Here is an 18663-nt window from a genome sequence, read left to right as displayed (position 1 = left end):
TTCTTCCCGGGCGTCGCCGTGCACGCTCGAGGGCGCTGATCGTCGACCTGGAGGGGCGGGCGGCTTTGACCGGTGGCGAGATCGATCTGGAGCAGGAGTACGTGGCGGCCCTGTACGCCCGTCTGGACGCTTTGCGCGAGGAGGCGGCCGAGCGGTTGACGGCGGCCGGAAGCCGGGAGGCGGCGGCTGTCTGGCGGGCGGAGGTCGCGCGACTGGACGCGGTGGAGCAGGGATTGTGCTTCGGCCGGCTGGACATGCACGACGGCAAACGCGTTTATATCGGCAGGCTCGGCCTGTTCCGGGACGAGGGTGGTGAACCGTGGTTGGTGGATTGGCGTGTCCCGGTGGCCCGGGCGTTCTATACCGCGACGGCGATCGCTCCGGACGGCGTGCGGCGACGGCGGCGCATCACCACGCGGGGCCGGACCGTCGTCGCGCTGAACGACGAGCTGCTGACCCCGGACGGTGCCGTTGACGAGGGTCTGGTCGGCGAGGCGTCGTTGCTGGCGGCGGTGACCGCGGAGCGGACCGGGCGCATGCGCGACATCGTGACCACCCTTCAGGCCGAACAGGACCGGATCATCCGGCACGAGACCGACGGGGTGCTGGTGGTGCAGGGCGGTCCCGGCACCGGAAAGACGGCCGTCGCGTTGCACCGGGTCGCGTATCTCCTTTACACCCGTCCGCGGCTGCGCACCCGCGGCGTCCTGGTGGTGGGTCCCAGCCGCGTCTTTCTCGACTACATCGGCCAGGTACTGCCGGGTCTCGGCGAGAACAGCGTGGTGACCACGACCATCGCCGGCCTGAGACCGGACGTCGAAATCAGCCGGGTGGACCCACCCGGGACCGTCGAACGCAAGGGCGAGGCGGTCATGGCCCGACGGCTGGCCACGGCGATACGGTCCCGGATCCGGGCACCGGAACACGCGGTCGAGGTCGAGTTCGAACAGCAGGTGCTGCGGCTCGACCCGCGCGAGTGCGGCCGCGCCATGCACCAGGCCGAGCACACGGGACTTCCGCACAACCAGGCCAGGCTGGTCTTCCAGCGGGAGATCGCGGAGGTGCTCGCGCGGCGCCTGATCGAGGACATGGAGGCGATCGTGCTCACCGACACCGGCGAGGCGCTCGACGGCGGCAGTCCGGACGGACGGCTCAGCGAAGCCGACCTGCGCGCGCTCGCCGCCGCGGGGGTCGTGATCGACCACGACACCGGGCCGAAGACCATGCTGGACGAGCTCGACCGGATCGCTCTGCGGAACTCGATACTCGCGGACACCGGTGTCCAGGCCGCACTCGACGTGCTGTGGCCGCCGCTGACCCCGGAACGCGCGGTAGCCGATCTTCCCGGCGAGCGGGCCGACGGCTGGAGTACCGCGGATGTCCCGTTGCTGGACGAGGCCACTATCCTGATCGACCAGGCCGGTGGCCATGCCACCTTCGGGCACGTGGTCGTCGACGAGGCGCAGGAACTGTCCGAAATGGACTGGCGAATGCTGATGCGGCGGTGCCCCACCAGATCGATGACCATCGTCGGGGACCTCGCCCAGACCGGGAGCCCGGCGGGAACCTCCTCCTGGGACCGCGTACTGCGGCCACAGGTGCGGGACCGGTGGCGACTCGCCCGGCTCACGGTCAACTACCGCACACCCGCGGAAATCATGGCCGCCACCGCGGACCTGCTCGCCGCCCACCATCCCGGAACGCCTCCGGTCCGGTCGGTCCGCTCGACCGGTGTGCCGCCCTGGCGTCTCGGCACCGCCCGCGCCGACCTGATCTCCACCATCGCCGACCTCGCCGCGGCACACACCGAGGGGCAACTCGGGATCATCGCCCCGAGTGCCCTTATCGAGCCCCTGGCCGCCGCGTTGTCCCTCGAGACGGCACCGGACCTGACCGGCAAGGTCGTACTGCTCACCCCTGAGCAGGCCAAAGGCCTGGAGTTCGACTCGGTCCTGATCGCCGACCCGGCAGCGATCCTCGGCGCCTCACCACGCGGCCACAACGATCTGTACGTCGCCATGACCAGAGCCACCCAGCGGCTGGGCGTGGTGCACCCCGGTCCGCCACCGGCCGAACTGTCCGCGTTGCGGGAACTCGAAGCGAAGCGTTGCCGGGCATCGTAGGGCAGGTCGGGCGTCAGGATCAGTTCGGCGACTCCTCGATTCGCGCTGCCGGTCTACGGCTACGAGGAAGTCAGCCAAGGTGTGAGTGGGCAGCGACCCGGGACCGGCTGTGCGGGACGTGCACCGCGAACCGACCGCGGATTCACCACGGTGTCGGTGTGCCGGATTCGTCTCGCCGGACGGGTCGGGCATGCTGTGCGCGCAGAGCATCGTCGGGGGAGAGGCACGGCATGACCGAAGTACCGGAGTCCGCTGTTCCGGAACGGGTCGACAGCCCGGACCGGCAACCGGGACCGTCAGGCAGGTTCGGCCGCTGGCTGATGGAGCACCGCGTCCAGCCGGTCGGGCCGGAAAGCCATGAGGAGCACACCACCCCGCAGTCGTGGTGGAAGGTCATGTGCCTCACCGGTGTGGACTACTTCTCCACCCTGTCCTATTTGCCCGGTATCGCCGCGCTGGCCGCGGGTGCGCTGTCCCCGCTGGCGACGTTGCTGATCGTCGCGCTGACCCTGCTCGGCATGCTGCCCATGTACCGGCGGGTGGCGAAGGAAAGCCCGCACGGCCAGGGTTCGGTCGCGATGCTGGAGAACCTCCTGCCGTTCTGGCGCGGCAAGATCTTCGTACTGGTGCTGCTCGGCTTCGTCGCGACGTCGTGGATCATCACCATCACCCTGTCTTCGGCCGACGCCACCGTGCACGCGCTGGAGAACCCGAACGTCCCCTCGTTCCTGCACGGGCACGAGGTGCTGATCACGGTGATCCTGCTGCTGATCCTTGGCGGGGTGTTCCTGCTCGGGTTCAGCGAGGCGGTCGGCGTCGCGATCCCGCTGGTGGCGATCTTCCTGATCCTGAACGCGGTGGTCGTGGTCGCCGGGATCGGGGAGGTCTTCACCGAGCCCGCCGCGCTCGACCGCTGGCTGGACGCGCTGACCTCCGGAGGTGGCGGGTTCGGCGGGGTCATCGGCCCGGCGATCCTGGCGTTCCCGTTGCTGGTGCTCGGTTTGTCCGGGTTCGAGACCGGCGTGAGCATGATGCCGCTCGTCGCGGCCAAGGGCGAGACCGACGAGCGACGACTTGCCGACCGGATCCGGAACACCCGCAAACTGCTCACCGCCGCCGCGCTCATCATGTCGGTGTACCTGGTCGCGACCAGTTTCGTCACCACCGTCCTGATCCCGGCCGAACAGTTCAAACCGGGCGGCGAGGCGAACGGCCGCGCACTGGCGTACCTGGCGCATGAACTGATGGGTGACTGGGTCGGCACCGCCTACGACATCAGCAGCATCCTGATCCTGTGGTTCGCGGGCGCCTCGGCGATGGCAGGGCTGATCAACATCGTGCCGCGGTACCTGCCCGCTTACGGGATGGCCCCGGACTGGGCCCGTGCCGTGCGCCCGGTGGTGCTGGTCTACACCGCGATCTGCGTCCTCGTCACGATCATCTTCAACGCCGACGTCAACGCCCAGGCCGGCGCGTACGCCACCGGGATCCTCGCGATGATGGTCTCCGCGTTCGTCGCGGTGGCCATCTCCGCCGCCCGCCGTCGCCAGCGCAAGGCCGCGATCGCGTTCGCCGTGCTGACGCTGATCCTGATCTACGCGCTGGTGGAGAACGTCATCGAGAAACCGGACGGCCTCACCATCTCCGCGTTCTTCATTCTCGGCATCATCGTCGTGTCGCTGATCTCGCGAGTCAGCCGCACCACGGAACTGCGAGTGGAGCACATCGAGTTCGACGAGCCCGCGCGCCGGTTCATCACCGATTCGATCGCCCACGACGGCGCGCTCACCATCATCGCGAACCGCCGTCAAGCCGGGGACGCCGACGAGTACCGGGCGAAGGAAGCCGAGCAGCGCGGCCTGAACCCGGTGCCGGGCGCCGCCGACGTCCTGTTCCTCGAAATCGACGTCATCGACCCGTCCGGATTCAGTGACGTGCTGAAGGTCCGCGGGGTCGAGATCGAGGATTTCCGTGTCCTGCGAGTGAAAAGCCCGGCCGCGCCGAACGCGATCGCGGCCATCCTGCTCGCGTTGCGTGACGCCACCGGGGTGCGGCCGCAATGCCATTTCGAGTGGAGTGAGGGAAATCCGCTCGGGCATCTGTTCCGCTACCTGATCCTCGGCCGCGGTGACACCGCCCCCGTCGTCCGCGAGATCATCCGCACCAGCGAACGTGACCCGGCGCTCCGGCCCGGGATCCACGTCGGCTGACGTCCGGCGTCAACGAGAAGTCGTCATGCGCAGGGAATCGATTCCCTGCGCGTAAAGATCTGCTGCATGCGCACGCGATCCTGGCGTTGCAGTCCCCGGTCGCGCTGTCGGCGATCGCCGAAGCCGTCCGGCGCAGGTATCCGGACCGGGTGGTGCCGCAGGTGCTGATGCCGCGGTTCGTCGAGATGAGCAGAGTCGCCGTCTGGCTGGCGGTGATGGCAGGGCAGGCGACGGAGAGCCGGGACGCCGTACTGGCACGCACGCTGATCAGTGTCGACGACGACATGGACGACCTGCACCGCACGCTCTTCACGGTGATCGACTACCAGGACTGGGCCTACGGCACCGCGAAAGCGGCGGATCGCGTGGCGGGAGGGGACTCGCGGAATGGCCGTGCTGCTCACCGCGTCGGTGGCAGGCGCAGCCGGACGGCGGTCGCGCGCGCCGCACCCGGCAGGCGGGCGGGCCGATCCGCGAGCGGTCCGCCCGGGCGCAGCAAGGTTCCGAGGGTTTCCAAGGGTTCGGGGACGACGGTGTACCAGCTCCAGGTGCCGCGCCGTTCCCGTTCGAGGATGCCGGCGGAGACCAGCACGCGCAGGTGGTGGCTCAGCGACGGCTGGGGCATGTCGAAATTATCGGCGAGATCGCAGAAGCACGCCTCACCGCCGGGGGAGTGCCGCACGAGCGACAGCAGGCGAATCCGCACGGGGTCCGACAGGGCCTTGAACAGCTTGGCGGCCGTCTCGGCGTCGGTGGTGTCGACCACCGCGGCGGGTTCGGCCATCAGAAGGGTGACCGGTACCGGCTTCCGGGTTCGGCCGTTCTCGCTCGCCACGTTCCCTCCCTGGCTCCGAACGATGGTCGGCTCACCCTACCCGTTGAATTGACAAAGCTCGATCCAAGCTCTTCAATTGCATTGACAGACTTCGATCCAGTCCCGGTCATGAGCTGCTGGACCGGATCACCGACCGAACGCATGTCCAGGAAGGAACGACGATGAGCCGCGCGCCCGAGGTGCTGTTCGTCTGCGTGCACAACGCGGGCCGGTCGCAGATGGCAGCCGCGCTGCTGGCGCACTACTCGCTCGGCCGTGTCGCCGTGCGGTCGGCGGGTTCGGAGCCCGCGGAGAAGGTCAACCCGGCCGCGGCCGCGGCTCTCGCCGAGTGGGGCTTGGACATCACCGCCGAAGTGCCGAGCAAACTGTCCACAAAGGACGTCGAAGCCGCCGATGTCGTGATCACCATGGGATGCGGGGACACCTGCCCGGTGTTCCCCGGCAAGCGCTACCTCGACTGGGAGCTGGACGACCCCGCGGGGCGAGGGCTCGACGCCGTCCGTCCGATCCGCGACGAGATCGACCGCCGCGTGCGCGGGTTGGTCGCCGAACTCCTCGACGCCTGACCCTCGCCCCCTTCCTGCTCGCAGTTCTGGAGACCAGCCCGTGACTCACCTCGCCGACCAGGCCGACACCGCCGTCCTGCCCAAACTGTCCTTTCTGGACCGTTTCCTCCCGGTCTGGATCATCGTCGCGATGGGTGCGGGTCTGCTGCTGGGCAGCGTGATCCCCGGCCTGCAAGGTGTCTTGGACGCGGTGAAGATCGGCCAGGTGTCGCTGCCGATCGCGCTCGGCCTGTTGCTGATGATGTATCCGGTGCTGGCGAAGGTCCGCTACGACAAGCTCGACACCGTGACCAAGGACAAGCGCACCATGGCGCTTTCCCTGGTGCTGAACTGGGTTCTCGGCCCGGCGCTGATGTTCGCGCTCGCCTGGCTGATGCTGCCGGATCTGCCCGAGTACCGGACCGGGCTGATCATCGTCGGCCTCGCCCGGTGTATCGCGATGGTGATCATCTGGAACGACCTCGCCTGTGGCGACCGTGAGGCCGCCGCAGTGCTGGTCGCGGTGAACTCGGTGTTCCAGGTGATCATGTTCGGCGTGCTCGGCTGGTTCTATCTCGACCTGCTTCCCGGCCGGCTGGGCCTGGACACGACCACGCTGGACTTCTCGCCGTGGGAAATCGCGCTGAGCGTGCTCATCTTCCTCGGCATCCCGCTCGCCGCCGGTTACCTTTCGCGGCGTATCGGTGAGCGGAGCAAGGGTCGTGATTGGTACGAGGGGAAGTTCCTGCCGAAGATCGGTCCGGTCGCCCTCTGCGGGCTGCTGTTCACCATCGTGATCCTGTTCGCTTTGCAGGGCGACAACATCACCTCCCGTCCGCTCGACGTCGCACGGATCGCCTTGCCGCTCCTGGTGTACTTCGCCGTGATGTGGGTCGGCGGCTATGTGCTGGGCAAGGCCTCGGGTCTTTCGTACGAGCGCACGACGACGCTGGCGTTCACCGCCGCGGGCAACAACTTCGAACTCGCGATCGCCGTCGCCATCGGTGTCTTCGGGGTGACCTCGGGGCAGGCGCTCGCCGGGGTCGTCGGCCCGCTGATCGAGGTCCCGGTGCTGGTCGGCCTGGTCTACGTCAGTCTCTGGCTGAGGAAACGCTGGACCGCTCAAGCGCCTGTGGAGTGAGCGGGACGGAGACCGGCGGTACGCAGACCCCGGCTTCGGCCATCCGGAGTTCGACGCGTGCGGCCGCTTCGTGGTCTCCGGCGAGTTCGGCGGCGATGCTGCGGACCGCACGAGTGCACGTTCGGGTCGATCAGCGGGGCGAGCGCGACCGGTGCCTGTAGCGTCGGGTGCAGCTCCAACCGGATCTCCGAGAGCCAGGCCAGGTCGGGGCGGAACCCTGACAGCGTCACGACTTCGTCGACCCGGTCAAGTCGTCGTCCGGCGGAGGAGATCAGGGCCAGCAGTCCGTTGTCGTCGCGTTCGACCCTCTCGGTGCGGAACGTTCGTCGCAATCGCAGGGCTGCGACACGGCTGAGGTACCCGTTCAGGATTGCGCGGCGGGCAGCGCCGGCGGGGTGAGCTGCCCGACGCTGTCATCGTTTTCACGTAAGGCCTTGACGAAACGTGCGACCCGACCCGGCGGCGGGGTGGCGGTGTTCCCGCCGAGATAACGGAGGACGATGAGGTCCTCGCCGGAGTGGGTCTCGATCGCCACGGCCCAGCCGTGGATTTCGTCCCACAACAGGGCGACGTCACGCTCGGGGTGGCGGGGGAGCCGCTCGTCGAGGGCGACGTAGGCCGAGACCGGGCTGTCGTGGTCGACGGTGCAGGATTCGAGGCCGACCCCGAGGGCGGCGGTGACTTCGGCGAGATAGTCCCACACGGCGTCGAGGGTCTGGGGGCGGCGGGCGGGCATGACGAGGGTCGCGATCAACGAGGGTTCCCCTTCTTCCGGTCTCGTCCGGTGCGGGGCGAGCGGGCCCCGCACCGGACGAGACACTCAGGCCTGGATCTCCTTGCGGTCGGACTCGGTGCCGGTGATCTCGATGCGCCGTGGTTTCGCTTTTTCGGCGACCGGGATGCGCAGCGTCAGCACCCCGGCTTCGTAGCCGGCCGCGATGCGGTCGGTGTCGAGGGCGTCGCCGAGGAACAACTGACGGGAGAAGGCACCCAGCGGGCGTTCGGAGACCTGCATCTGAACGTCTTTGCCGGGGATCGGCCGCCGCTCCGCCTTGACCGTCAGGACATTGCGTTCGATGTCCAGTTCGATCGCGTCGGCGGCGACGCCGGGAAGGTCGAAGCAGACGACGAACTCGTCGCCGTCGCGGTAGGCGTCCATCGGCATCGTGGCCGGCTGCGACCAGGTTCCCGGGTTCGCGGCGCCGAACACTCGCTGGGTGACGCGGTCCAGCTCGCGGAACGGGTCTGTGCGCATCAACATCGGGTTCCACCTCCTGGGGTTGTCGTCTCTGGTGTCAACACGCCCTACTGTTCTAACATGTCATCGGAAGGATGACAACCACCGAGTCGTCGATGGGATGACAATGAGGGACGCAGACCCCGCGCGGATGGTCCGGACCGTGCATGACGTCGTGGCCGAGGCCCGGTCCGGCACCGCGGAACCGGACCGGCTCTTGACGGCCTTGGCCGCGCTGAGGGCCGTGCGCGAAGAACTGGCCGCGTGGGAGCCGGAGCTGATCGCGGCGGCCCGGGAAGGCGGTACCAGCTGGACCTCGCTCGCTCCGGCACTGGGGGTCGCGAGCCGTCAGGCAGCGGAGCGGCGCTTCCTGCGGTTGCGGCCGTCCGTCACCGGGGAGAACACGGGGGAGGCGCGGGTCGACGCGGAACGCGAGCGGCGGGCGGGCGATCGCGCCGTGGCGGACTGGGCCCGGCGCAACTCGGCGATCCTGCGGCAACTGGCCGGGCAGGCCGGGGCGCTGGACGGCCTGGGCGCGCGGGCGAGGAAAAGCGCCGACAGGCTCAATACGGCGCTGGGCGAGGACGACGTGACCGGCCTCCTGGCGCCACTCGCCGACCTGCGCGCCCACCTTCCCAGCGAACACACCGGTTTCGCCGAACGGCTCGGGGAGATCGGCGCGCACACCGATCAGGTCCGGCGGGACGCCGTCGACCACCGCCGCGAGCGCACTACCTGAGCTTGAACCGGGGGGCCTACGCTGGGGCCGGTGACCGCCGGATCCGGAGATCGCTATTTCCCCACATCCTGCACTACTCCGCGAGCAGTGGCGTGGAAGCACCGCGGTGGGTCCGGCCGACCGCCCGATCCGCGCTCAGTCCCCCGAGCCCGCCAGTAGTACGTGGTCGCGGGAGGCTTTACGGCGCGACACTGGCGTCGCGTGATCCTGCCTGCTCGATGGTGGTTTCTTCCATCAAACGGCGATCAGGCGTGATCAGACGGACATCACGCGTGATGGGGACGGGATGACACGCGGCGGAATCCGGCTGCGGGGTGTGTCGTCCCTCCAAGCACACGCGATCGCCGCCTGATCACGCGAGATCGCCATCCAGTCACGCGTAAGCCTTGCAGGATCACGCGACACCAGGCCCGGGACCCACGCGTCCGAAACCCGGGTGGAGGCCGGGCATGGTCTTCACGGCCACGTCGCCGGGGACGGCGACACCGCCCGGCGGACGCGTATTCGCGCCGGTCCGTTCTCGTCCTCGTAGTCCACGACGACGCCGTCCTCGGTCCATTCCACCGACGTCACCGGGGAGTTCAGCCGCAGCCTGTCGCCGAGGCGGCCGGGATGTCGGTGTGCGTCTGGTTTCCCCTTCCGGCGAAGAGAAGTTGGGACCTTCGCCGGATCGGTGCCCATCGAAACGAGGAATTGGGTCGCGGCGGTCTCTTCCGGCCCGCATCCCATCCATTGCCCGGTCCATGAAGGTCATCCGGGAGCGGAACATCATTCGAGGTGTCGACCTGTTTTCCGTGGAGCGTCGGCACTCCGGATGGCCGAGCGCGGAGCCGACGTCGCCCTGCTCGAAGCCGAGATACCGCGACTGGGGCGGTGCTTCGCGCGACGCGGGCTATTTGCCGAACGAATTGGCGGGCGACCCGCGGATTGTGACCCACATGCGGCAACATCAGTCTCAGGGTTTTCGCATGGCCACGCCCCGTGTCATTTCGGCGGGCGAATGATGTCACCTGCCTCACTCGTGCAGCGGTCGTTTCCGAACGGGAGCGACGGCGAAGATCGAGGCGGGGAGGTAGTGGTGGCGAAGGGACGACGTCGTAAAACTCCGTTCAGGGCGTGGGGAGTGGTTCTCGCGGTCCTGGCTTGCTATTTCTCTGCGGAACAGCTGTGGCAACCTCTGCTTTTCGCGGTCGGGGCCCTGCTGATCTACTTGGCCTTGATTCGGTTGACCCGGTGCAGAGTCGAGACGAACAAGCATCGGCCATGCCGGTGGCTTGTCCGGGGCGTCGTCGGTACGTGCGAATTCCACGTCGGCTACAAGCGCGGTATTCCCGTGCTTGTCCGCGGCAGGGGTTTTCTCGGGCTTCCGACCTTCATGTGGCCGCGCGACACCTTCGATCGCGGAGCCCTGCCAGAGCAGCAGCCGAGTTCCACCGCCCGTGGCGCGGCGGCCATGTCTTCGACGGCGGACAGTCCGGGATACGACTGGGTGATGATGTCCATCGCCGGGCTGAGTATGTTCGTGGCGATCGCGGCGTTCATCAGGGACCTGGTCGCCGGTTGAGGCCCGCACGGGCACCCAGTGATCCTCGAGCGTCGGAGCCGAGATCAGCCGTTCAGTGCGGTCTCGTACTCTTTCGCTTGGTCCGGTGTCAGCAGCCGCGATACCCGCACCAGCACCGCGCCGTTCACGTAGTCGTACTCGCCGACCGAGGGCAGGCTCTTCGACACCGTCTGGATGAACTTCATCCGTGCCTTCGCGCCGGCCTCGTCACCGAACACCTCCACCGACCCACCGCGCTCCACCGCGTCCGAACCCAGGTACTCCACGTCGGACTGCTTGACCCGCGAGTCGCTGAACGCGGTCTTCGAGGTGTAGCCGTTCGGGCGGCCGAGCAGGTGGTTCGGGTCGTCCTCCGGCGTGTACGTCTTGATCAGCTTCACCGAGGCGATCTTCTCGCCAAGCGTCTTCGTGACGTCATCGGCGGTTTTCGTCGCGTTGCTCCCGGCGGAACCGATCGCCGACGGCGAACCACCGCCGCACGCGGCCAACGAGAGCGCGGCCAGCGCGAGGGAAACAGCGGTCATGGTACGGCGGATGGTCACGAACCCCTCCAGCGTGATGATGGGCAATGCCGGTATGTCTCGCGAACCTGATCATGCGTTACCGGTCGCGGCCATATCGTGACCGTGGCGCTGCGCAGCGCCACGGCCCCGGCCCGCCATCCGGCGTAGGGGTTGTCGCTGACAGGTAAGGCAAAGGTGCTGGCGCCCGGGCCCAGCTCGGTCGGGGACGGTGACGCGGGTGCGGCGGCCACGTTCGCCTTACCCCTCGATATCTCCAGGCAAGACCGCGATGGTGGTGCCGCCGATGGGAAGCCGAGTGAGGGTTGGGACGAGTGCCCGTGAAGCTCAAGCCGCCGGTCGATCGCGAGAACGGCGATGGAGGTCCTCGTGTTCCGGACTGAGAATGGGCCCGGCGACTGTTTCCGACCAGGAGAATGCCTGCCTGCGGTCTGTGCCCGACCCAGGTGCGAGGGCGGCCGCGCACTATCGCGGTGCAGACGTCGTCAGGCCGATTCGAAGATGTGGTCCCGCAGCAGTTCGTTCGCCCCGGCGGCGATCGTGCCCGCCATCGCGTCGCGGTACAGCCGTGCGGCGGTCGCCTCGTCGAGGTAGCCGCGGGCGCCGTGGTACTGGACGCAGACCTGCGCGGCCGTCACGGCGAGTTCGGTGGCGGTCAGCTTCAGCACGGACGCCGACTTCGTGTCCAGCTGCCCGAGACTCTGCCGGGTGGCCGCCTGGTAGGCGTAGCCGTGGACCAGTTCCAGCTGAGCGTCCAGATCGGCGATCCGGTGCCGGACAGCCTGGTACGACCCCAGCCGAGTGTCTCCGACATGGTGCGACCGCGCGAACTCCTTCAGCAGCCGCAGGCAGTACCGGACCCCGCCGACCGCGAGCAGGCCGGCGACGAGCCGTTCGAAGTCCAGCGCGCGCACGAGGTACAACAACGCCCGCTCTGGCTTGCCGATCAGCTGCCCGGCCGCGACCGGCACGTCGTCGAACTCGATCTCGGTGATGTCCGCGGCGCGCCAGCCCAGCATCGGCTGTGGCCGACGCGCTATCCCGGGGGCGTCGGCGTCGACGAGCAGCAGACTCGCGCCGGGCAGCCCGCGGTCGGTGCCGGTGGCCTTCGTCCTGGCAAGCACGATGAAGTATCCGGCCTGGGAACCGTTGGCGACAAAGGACTTCCGCCCGCGCAGCCGGTACCCTCCCGTGCCGTCGGCGTCGGCGATGGTCGTCAGGTGCCGTAGATCGGTGCCCGCTTCGGGTTCGGTGATGGCCAGCGCCGTGATCCTGTCCCCGCGCTCGCCCGGCGGCAGCCAGCGCGCCTTCTGCCCGGCGTTGCCGAACAACCGCAGATACGAGCTCGCCATGTACGCGTGCACCCCGATCGACGCCCGGATCCCGGCGTAGCCGGTGTTGCCCAGTTCGTCGAGGAACACCGCGCTGCGCAGGAAATCCGCGCCGGTGTGCGGTAGCGCGAGCAAGCCGGCGTCGCCGAGTTCTCGCCATCCCGACGCGGAGATGTGGCCTTGGGCTTCCCACTTCGGTGCGTTCGGCGTCACGATAGTATCCAAAGTGGACCGCACAGTGGTGCGGAAGTCCTCGTGGCCGCCATGGTTCGTGGTCACGACGAGGGGCCTCCGGTGGGCAGTAGCGAGGACAGCAGGACCTGGCGGTCGACCTTTCCGTGCAGGGACAACGGAAGCGACTCGCGAATCTCGATGACCGAGGGGATCAGGTAGGACGGCAGCCGCTGCCGCAGATAGGCACGCAGGGCGAGCGGGGTGCAGCCGGGCGCGTCGGCGACCACGAAAGCCAGCATGGCCGCTTCACCGACTTCCGGCCGGTTCACCGTGACGAACACCTGCCTGACCTCGGGGTGGGTGCCGAGCACATGCCGGACTTCACCCAGTTCGACGCGGTGGCCGTTGATCTTCACCTGGTCGTCGTCGCGGCCTTGGAACACCAGCATGCCGTCCGTGCGGAAGTAGGCGAGGTCGCCGGTGTGGTACAGCCGTTCCTGGACACCGTCGATCTCGTAGTCGACGAAACGTTCGCTGGTCGCGTCCGGCATGCCGAGATAGCCGGGCGACAGGCCGGGGCCCGCCAGGCACACCTCGCCGATCTCCCCGGCGGCGCAAAGCCTGCCGTCGCGCACGAGGTACGCGCGGGTGTTCTGGATCGGCTTGCCGATCGGCAGCGCCAGCTCGTCAGGCCGCAGTTCGGTGACCGGGTAGTAGGTGGCGAAGGTGGTGCACTCGGTCGGGCCGTAGACGCTGACGAGCTTGTCGGGGCCGTAGTGCGCCAGCGCCCGGCCGATATGGCGCAGGGAGTGCGCCTCGCCACCGGTGAGGATCGTCTCCACGCTGCTGAGCGCGTCGAGGTCGTTGTCGACCAGGGTGTTGAACAGGGCCGTGGTCAGGAAGACCGTGGTCACCCCGTTGTCCCGCACCACATGTCGCAGTTCCGACAGCCGGACGAAACCGCTCGGGTAGAGCACGCAGGTGCCGCCGTTGAGCAGCGCGCCCCAGATCTCGAAGGTGGCCGCGTCGAAGCTGATCGGTGCCAGTTGCAGCGTGACGGCGTGCTCGTCGAGCCGCGTGTAGTGCGCGCCGCTGACCAGCCGGGTGATGCCGCGATGTCGGATCGGGACGCCCTTGGGCAGCCCTGTCGAGCCCGAGGTGAAGTTGATGTAGGCGAGATCGTCCGCGCCCGTACGGGTGTCGGGATTCGCCGGGTGATAGTCCACTATGGACGAAGGGGTCATCGCGGACACCGGTACGACGTGGTGCAGCGGGAATCGTCCGGCACACCGTTCGGGCTGGTCGGTCACCAGCCATTCGCATTCGGCGATGCCGAACATGACCCGCAGCCGATCGTCGGGCCAGGAGCCGTCGAACGGCAGGTACGCCGCGCCGCACTTGAGCACCGCGAGCAGTGTCGCGATCAGCTCGGGTGAGCGGGCGACGGAGACCCCGACGACTTCTCCCGCACGAAGTCCTTGTCCCATCAGGAAAACCGCCAGCCGATTGGCGCAGGCGTTCAACTCCCGGTAGGTCATCTCGCGGTCGCGGTGCACGAGCGCGACCGCGTCGGGATCGGCCTCGGCGCGCTGTTCGAACAAGTCCTTCGCGCTGAGTTCTTCGGGATAGGGCTGCCCGGTGTCCACATTGGCCAGTGCGTGGACAGATCGTGCGTCGGCACTGGGCACGAGACGCTTCATGCCTTTGTCGATCCTCTGGTCGCGGTCGTCACGGTCTCACCGTGGGGTGGGGACGGGTGCCTGCCCGGCGTCGAGGACGCCGGGCAGGCTGACTTCGTTCGTCCGGTCAGGCGTCCGGCGAGACGGGGTCGCCGCTGTTGCGTTCGATGCTCGCCGCGATCTCGCGCAGCGTGCTCCTGCTGTACAGGTCCTCCGGTAGCAGGGCGTCTTCGCCGAAGCTTTGCTCCGCCTTGGCGATCAGCTTCACCGCGGTGAGGGACGTGCCGCCCATCTCGAAGAAGTTCGCACTCACGTCCTGGGCGGGCAGGCCCAGTTCCCGGCACGTGCCGAGGAGCCAGGCTTGGACGTCGCTCAGGCCGAAGCCACCGGGGCTGCCTTCCCTGGTCGGGAATCGGTAGCCGTTCACGGTGGAGTCGACAAAGCGGTTGTGCCCGTAGGTGTCCTGGCCGGAGACGAGCACGTTGCCGAACTTCTCCAGGCTGGCGCTGCCGCCGAACTCCGCCAAGGAATCGGAGTGGGGGTAGACGTGTACGGAGGTGGGCAGATAGCGCCCGGCGAAACCCAGTCGCATATTGTCGGTGAGCCCGAGATGTGGGTGAGAGGCGTGCATCAGCGTCGACCAGAAAATAATGAACTGCCCCTGGCGCATCACCTGGGACACCGCATTGGCCTCGTCAGGTGCCCAGTTCGGGTCCTTTTGCAGCTGGCGGTAGTCGTAACCGAAGAAGCCGCGCCGGACGCCGTCCTTGTCGACCTTGTTGATCAGGTCGGGGTTGTAGTCCATGCTCTTGGACTCGTCGTAGTTCATGGACTTGTGGGAACCGGGGATGAACTGCAGGCAGCCCATGTCCACCGACGCCTCGGTGAACGCCGTCCAGACCGTGATCGTGCCGCCGAACTCCGCGTCCTCCGGCCAGACGATCTGGGGGTGCTTCGAGCCCGCGACGTTGGAGAAGTTGTCCGCCTGGTGCCAGTCCGTGCCCTCGTCGCCGGGATACTTGGGGAAGAACTCCGAACGCCAGCACAGCGTGTCCGGGCCGAGGATGCTCGAGACCCGGTCGACGATCTCCGGCCGGGTGATGTGCTCGGCCAGGAAGTCGATGTCGAGATGCCGGTCGTAGTTCGCCAGGTTCGTGCTGCCGGAGACGGTCCGTCCGTCACCATAGATCGCTTTCTTGGTATTGAGCAGCTTCGGCCTCAGTGCTTCCAGATGTGCGGCCATCTCTTCGGGCTCGTAAAGATCGAACGGTCCTATGTAGCCGTCGCGATGGAACTGAGCGAGCTCTTCCTTGCTCAAATGCGAGGTCTTGTTGTCCTGGATCATATGCACCTTCTGCCGTCGCGATAATGCGAGAATATGCGGCGCCGCCGCCGCCGATGGCGATAACATTCGATTTTTGTGCACGTATTCAGTCGAACGCCATGTCGAATCAGAATCCCGACGACATGCGCCACGTATCCGCTACCGGGTTCCGGATACCCTGCTCCATCCGGCTGCGAGGGTGTCGCACCTGCGGGGCATCCGTGCCTAGCGGCCGGTGCTGTGGTTGCTGATGCTGGTGTGACACGATCTCATTGATGCTCCCCAGTGGTCATTCCACGGTCATTTTCACCCTATTCAGGGTTCTTTCAACGACTGCCCCAGTCCTGGAAAACCTGTTGCCAACGTAACTTCGTCATCTCACCCTGTCAAGGTTCTCCCCGGCTTGCGCGAAGACCCCAATGGTCCTTGTTCGGCCGTCTTGATCCGTGTAACACTGGCTGCGGAGACTCGTATGGTGCAATCCGTGGCTCAGGTCGCCGCCTAAACCACGCTGGGAGATCGAGTTTCGCAACTGGGGAAGGACGATCGAGGATGCCTGGGGGTTATTCCGTCGTGCGCGCCGCGTTATCCAAACCAATTCGCATGTGGGGGAGGACGGCCGAACTCGGGGCCTTCGACCACGCACTCGCCACGGTCACCGGGAACACCTGCAAGGTACTGGAGATCGCGGGTGAGCCCGGAATGGGCAAGACCCGGCTGCTGGCGGCGCTGGAAGAGCGGGCGAGGAGAACCGGGGCTCGTGTCGCACACGGCCAAGCGACGGCCTCGCCGCTGACCAACGACTTCGCGTTGTTCGTCGACGCACTGGAGGATTTGCTCGCCGCGGACGGGAATCAGCTGCTGGCCGAGCTGGACCCGCGCGCGGCCTCTTGCCTGCCAAGGATTTTCCCGGTGCTCCATCCGGCCCAATGTGCTTCCGTCGAATCGCCGCAGCAGCGTTACTGGGCGTACCAAGGAATTCGCTCGCTCTTGGGAAAGCTGGCCGCCGGACGGCCGCTCGTGCTGATCCTCGACGACGTGCACAACGCGCAGCCCGGCTCGATCGAAATGATCCTTCACCTGCTCAGGCGGCCGCTGAACGCACCGTTGCTGCTGGTGCTCGCGCACCGCCCCCGTCAGTCGCCGGCGGAACTGCTCAGCGCGCTGAGCGTCGCGGTCGAGTCCGGTGTCGCGCGTTCGCTCGAACTCGGCCCGCTGGACGCGGTGAGCGCGCTGCGCCTGCTCCCGATGGAGATCCGGCCAGGTCGCCGCAGGCAGCTGCTCCGCGAGTACGGCGGAAAACCGGGCCTGCTCGGCGCGCTGGCGGCCGGATCGCCGGAAGACGTGGCGTGCGCCGATCCGGGTGTGCTCCCACCCGGCCCCTTGTCGCATCCGGTGTTCGCCTCGGTCCGGCTCGACCTTCAGGCACTGCCCGTGCTCGCCCGGCAGGTGGCGCAGGCCGCGGCCGTCGTCGGCGACCGCTTCGACTCGGCGCTGGTGGCCGAGGTGGCCGAACTCGGCCACGATCGCACTCTCGAAGGCCTCGACGAGCTGATCGCGCAAGACCTGGTGCGCGTGGGAATCGGCAACGACGGTCTGGTCTTCCGCGATCCGGTCGTCCGCTCGATCTGCTACCACCACGCGGGTGGCGGCTGGCGACTCGGCGCGCACACCAGGGCCTACCGGCTGCTGCGGGAGCGCGGTGCCCCGCTGGCCGAGCTGGCGCATCATCTCGAACGGGCCGGGAAACCGGCCACCGAAAGCGACGTCCGGACCCTGGTGGTGGCGGTCGAGCAGAGCGGGGACCGGATGCCGGCGACGGTGTCGGGCTGGCTGCGTACCCTGCTGCGGCTGCCTGGCCACGGCCCGGCCGAGCGGCGGCGGCTGGCCACCCGGCTGGCGCGGTCGACGGCGTTGTCCGGACTGCTGGCCGAAAGCCTTCCGGGACACCACGCCGCGTGGCAGCACCGCGCCGATCTCGACGCCTCGACCCTGGCCGATCTCACCGAATCGCATCTGCGGGTACTGCGGCTGCTCGGGCGCTTCGAGGAGGTGGCCGAACTGGCTCGGCGACTCGACACCTCCGACGGGGGAGTCGCGGCGCGAGTGGTGCTGGGGCTCGCGGAGACCTCGCTGGACAGCGGCGGAGATGTCGCCGGTTCCTTGGCGCGCGTCGAACGACTCGTACCCGGTGCCGAGGATCCCGGGGACATCGACGACACCGGTTTGCGGGCGCTGGCCGTGTACAGCGCCATGCTGGCCACCCTGGGCCGCGGCGCCGAAGCGACGGCGGCCGCGGACCGGGCGGCCGGGCACTTGAACGGGCTCGCCGACCCCGGCGCGACCGTGGCCGTGGTCTGCGAGGTGTTCGACTGGCTGGGCTGGGCGAATCTCTGGTCCGGGCGTACCGCGGAAGCGCTGGCGCAGTACAACCGCGGACTCGCGCTGGCGGAGCGGCACCGTCAAATCCACGTCCTCGGCAGGCTCCACCTCGGCTTGGCCACCGCGTATCTGGCCGACGGCGCGCTCGGCGCGGCCGTCGAACACGCCGAAGACGCCAGCGCGCTCGCGGAGCCCGTCGGCAGCACCGGCCTGCAGGCGCGGACGAAGCGGTTGTGCGCGGAGATCGGGCACGTGATCGCCAGCGGCGGTGAAGGGCCGGAACCCGGCGATTCGGGATCGTTGTGCGCGATGCTGGCCGGGTTGAGCGCCGCTGCCGGAAGACACGGTGACGCGCGGCTGTGGCACGCGCTCGACGAACGACTGGGTTCCCGGCCGGGGTTGGTCGACCGGTTCGGGTTGACCCTGCTGGCCGCGGCCTGCCTGCAATGGGGCGCCGATCCCGGCCGGGCGTGGCGGACGCTGCGCGCGGCCGTGGTCGTGCTCGGGGTGCGCCCGTTCAACGTGCTGATGCCACTGGCCGGGCGGGCGTTCCACGTCGCCAGCGAGTCCACAGAGGACAGTGCGGCGGAGGCCCGGCGAAGCGACGAGGACTCGGGACCGGACTTCGACAAGGTCGTTCTCGCCCGGATGGGCCTGCTGAGCACCAGGGAGAACCAGGTCGCCGAACTCGTCGCGCGCGGTCGCACCAACCAGCAGATCGCGCGGGCGCTGGTGCTCAGCCACAAGACCGTCGAGACCTACCTGCGCCGCATCTTCGACAAACTCGAAGTCTCGTCGCGGTCCGAGGTCGCCGCGTTCACCGGCATCATGCCGCGAATGGCTTAGAGGACTTTCGGG

General features: G+C 68.1%; 15 protein-coding genes and 1 pseudogene. 7 read left to right on the top strand and 9 right to left on the bottom strand.

The features are described 5' to 3' along the window. Window positions 1-65 precede the first annotated feature (65 nt). Together BS329_RS36370 and BS329_RS36365 are read left to right on the top strand one after the other, a co-directional pair. Window positions 66-2123 (top strand): HelD family protein, encoded by a 2058-nt coding sequence (locus BS329_RS36370; protein ID WP_076167440.1) that lies wholly within the window; start codon window positions 66-68, stop codon window positions 2121-2123. Window positions 2124-2353: 230 nt separating this feature from the next. After that, on the top strand, window positions 2354-4333 hold the full coding sequence (locus BS329_RS36365; RefSeq protein WP_076167438.1) for an APC family permease: 1980 nt from the start codon (window positions 2354-2356) through the stop codon (window positions 4331-4333). A 400-nt stretch (window positions 4334-4733) separates the two neighbouring features. On the opposite strand, the gene BS329_RS36355 is transcribed toward BS329_RS36365, so the two are convergent. Continuing rightward, window positions 4734-5168, bottom strand: coding sequence for an ArsR/SmtB family transcription factor (locus BS329_RS36355; protein ID WP_076167436.1), 435 nt, complete (start codon window positions 5166-5168; stop codon window positions 4734-4736). A 161-nt stretch (window positions 5169-5329) separates the two neighbouring features. Here BS329_RS36355 and BS329_RS36350 point away from each other — a divergent pair, with 161 nt between their 5' ends. After that, entirely contained in the window at window positions 5330-5734 is a 405-nt protein-coding gene (locus BS329_RS36350) for an arsenate reductase ArsC (RefSeq protein ID WP_076167435.1), read from the top strand. Window positions 5735-5774: 40 nt separating this feature from the next. Further along, a complete protein-coding gene (gene arsB / locus BS329_RS36345) occupies window positions 5775-6854 on the top strand; it encodes an ACR3 family arsenite efflux transporter (RefSeq protein ID WP_076167433.1) in 1080 nt (359 codons plus the stop codon). Between the two features lie 22 nt (window positions 6855-6876). On the opposite strand, the pseudogene BS329_RS44915 reads toward arsB, so the two are convergent. The 3 genes and pseudogenes from BS329_RS44915 to BS329_RS36335 all read right to left on the bottom strand — a co-directional run. Continuing rightward, a pseudogene (locus BS329_RS44915) lies at window positions 6877-7237 on the bottom strand (flavoprotein); the annotation flags it as partial. Beyond that, complete coding sequence (locus BS329_RS36340) at window positions 7219-7590, bottom strand: DUF6292 family protein (protein WP_076167512.1); 372 nt, start codon at window positions 7588-7590, stop codon at window positions 7219-7221. The gene BS329_RS36340 and the pseudogene BS329_RS44915, both read right to left, overlap by 19 nt. An 84-nt stretch (window positions 7591-7674) precedes the next feature. Beyond that, window positions 7675-8115, bottom strand: a complete 441-nt coding sequence (locus BS329_RS36335; protein WP_076167431.1) for an Hsp20/alpha crystallin family protein — start codon at window positions 8113-8115, stop codon at window positions 7675-7677. A gap of 103 nt (window positions 8116-8218) precedes the next feature. Here BS329_RS36335 and BS329_RS36330 point away from each other — a divergent pair, with 103 nt between their 5' ends. Next, window positions 8219-8830, top strand: coding sequence for an HSP18 transcriptional regulator (locus BS329_RS36330; RefSeq protein ID WP_076167430.1), 612 nt, complete (start codon window positions 8219-8221; stop codon window positions 8828-8830). Window positions 8831-9286: 456 nt separating this feature from the next. Here the strand turns inward: BS329_RS36330 and BS329_RS36325 are convergent, their stop codons facing one another. After that, window positions 9287-9511, bottom strand: a complete 225-nt coding sequence (locus BS329_RS36325; protein ID WP_244197431.1) for an FAD-dependent oxidoreductase — start codon at window positions 9509-9511, stop codon at window positions 9287-9289. Between the two features lie 397 nt (window positions 9512-9908). On the opposite strand from BS329_RS36325, the gene BS329_RS36320 reads away from it, so the two are divergent. Beyond that, the gene (locus BS329_RS36320) at window positions 9909-10394 is read left to right on the top strand and encodes a hypothetical protein (RefSeq protein WP_143253348.1); all 486 of its coding nucleotides are present in this window, start codon (window positions 9909-9911) and stop codon (window positions 10392-10394) included. A gap of 44 nt (window positions 10395-10438) precedes the next feature. Here BS329_RS36320 and BS329_RS36315 read toward each other — a convergent pair whose 3' ends face one another. The 4 genes from BS329_RS36315 to BS329_RS36300 form a co-directional block, all read right to left on the bottom strand. Then, window positions 10439-10936 carry a hypothetical protein gene (locus BS329_RS36315; RefSeq protein WP_208619338.1) on the bottom strand — a complete coding sequence of 166 codons (498 nt, stop codon included), beginning with the start codon at window positions 10934-10936 and terminating at the stop codon, window positions 10439-10441. Between the two features lie 464 nt (window positions 10937-11400). After that, entirely contained in the window at window positions 11401-12525 is a 1125-nt protein-coding gene (locus tag BS329_RS36310; protein WP_076167424.1) for an acyl-CoA dehydrogenase family protein, read from the bottom strand. Then, window positions 12522-14120, bottom strand: a complete 1599-nt coding sequence (locus BS329_RS36305; RefSeq protein WP_076167423.1) for an amino acid adenylation domain-containing protein — start codon at window positions 14118-14120, stop codon at window positions 12522-12524. The genes BS329_RS36310 and BS329_RS36305 overlap by 4 nt, the downstream gene beginning before the upstream one ends. A 106-nt stretch (window positions 14121-14226) precedes the next feature. Continuing rightward, a complete protein-coding gene (locus BS329_RS36300) occupies window positions 14227-15444 on the bottom strand; it encodes a chlorinating enzyme (RefSeq protein WP_076167421.1) in 1218 nt (405 codons plus the stop codon). A 582-nt stretch (window positions 15445-16026) separates the two neighbouring features. On the opposite strand from BS329_RS36300, the gene BS329_RS36295 reads away from it, so the two are divergent. Beyond that, a complete protein-coding gene (locus BS329_RS36295) occupies window positions 16027-18651 on the top strand; it encodes a helix-turn-helix transcriptional regulator (RefSeq protein ID WP_076167419.1) in 2625 nt (874 codons plus the stop codon). The last annotated feature ends 12 nt before the right edge of the window (window positions 18652-18663 follow it).

The sequence above is a fragment of the Amycolatopsis coloradensis genome (genome assembly GCF_001953865.1).
Taxonomy (GTDB): Bacteria; Actinomycetota; Actinomycetes; order Mycobacteriales; family Pseudonocardiaceae; genus Amycolatopsis; species Amycolatopsis coloradensis.
Note: the sequence above shows the minus strand (reverse complement) of the source record. Positions and strands in the feature narration are given on the sequence as shown.

Excerpts from the sequence above, each read along its gene's own strand:
- BS329_RS36365 (WP_076167438.1), top strand. The coding sequence starts at position 2,354 with ATGACCGAAGTACCGGAGTCCGCTGTTCCGGAACGGGTCGACAGCCCG.
- BS329_RS36350 (WP_076167435.1), top strand. The coding sequence starts at position 5,330 with ATGAGCCGCGCGCCCGAGGTGCTGTTCGTCTGCGTGCACAACGCGGGC.
- BS329_RS36340 (WP_076167512.1), bottom strand. The coding sequence starts at position 7,590 with ATGCCCGCCCGCCGCCCCCAGACCCTCGACGCCGTGTGGGACTATCTC.
- BS329_RS36335 (WP_076167431.1), bottom strand. The coding sequence starts at position 8,115 with ATGTTGATGCGCACAGACCCGTTCCGCGAGCTGGACCGCGTCACCCAG.
- BS329_RS36330 (WP_076167430.1), top strand. The coding sequence starts at position 8,219 with ATGAGGGACGCAGACCCCGCGCGGATGGTCCGGACCGTGCATGACGTC.
- BS329_RS36325 (WP_244197431.1), bottom strand. The coding sequence starts at position 9,511 with ATGGGCACCGATCCGGCGAAGGTCCCAACTTCTCTTCGCCGGAAGGGG.
- BS329_RS36305 (WP_076167423.1), bottom strand. The coding sequence starts at position 14,120 with ATGAAGCGTCTCGTGCCCAGTGCCGACGCACGATCTGTCCACGCACTG.
- BS329_RS36300 (WP_076167421.1), bottom strand. The coding sequence starts at position 15,444 with ATGATCCAGGACAACAAGACCTCGCATTTGAGCAAGGAAGAGCTCGCT.
- BS329_RS36295 (WP_076167419.1), top strand. The coding sequence starts at position 16,027 with ATGTGGGGGAGGACGGCCGAACTCGGGGCCTTCGACCACGCACTCGCC.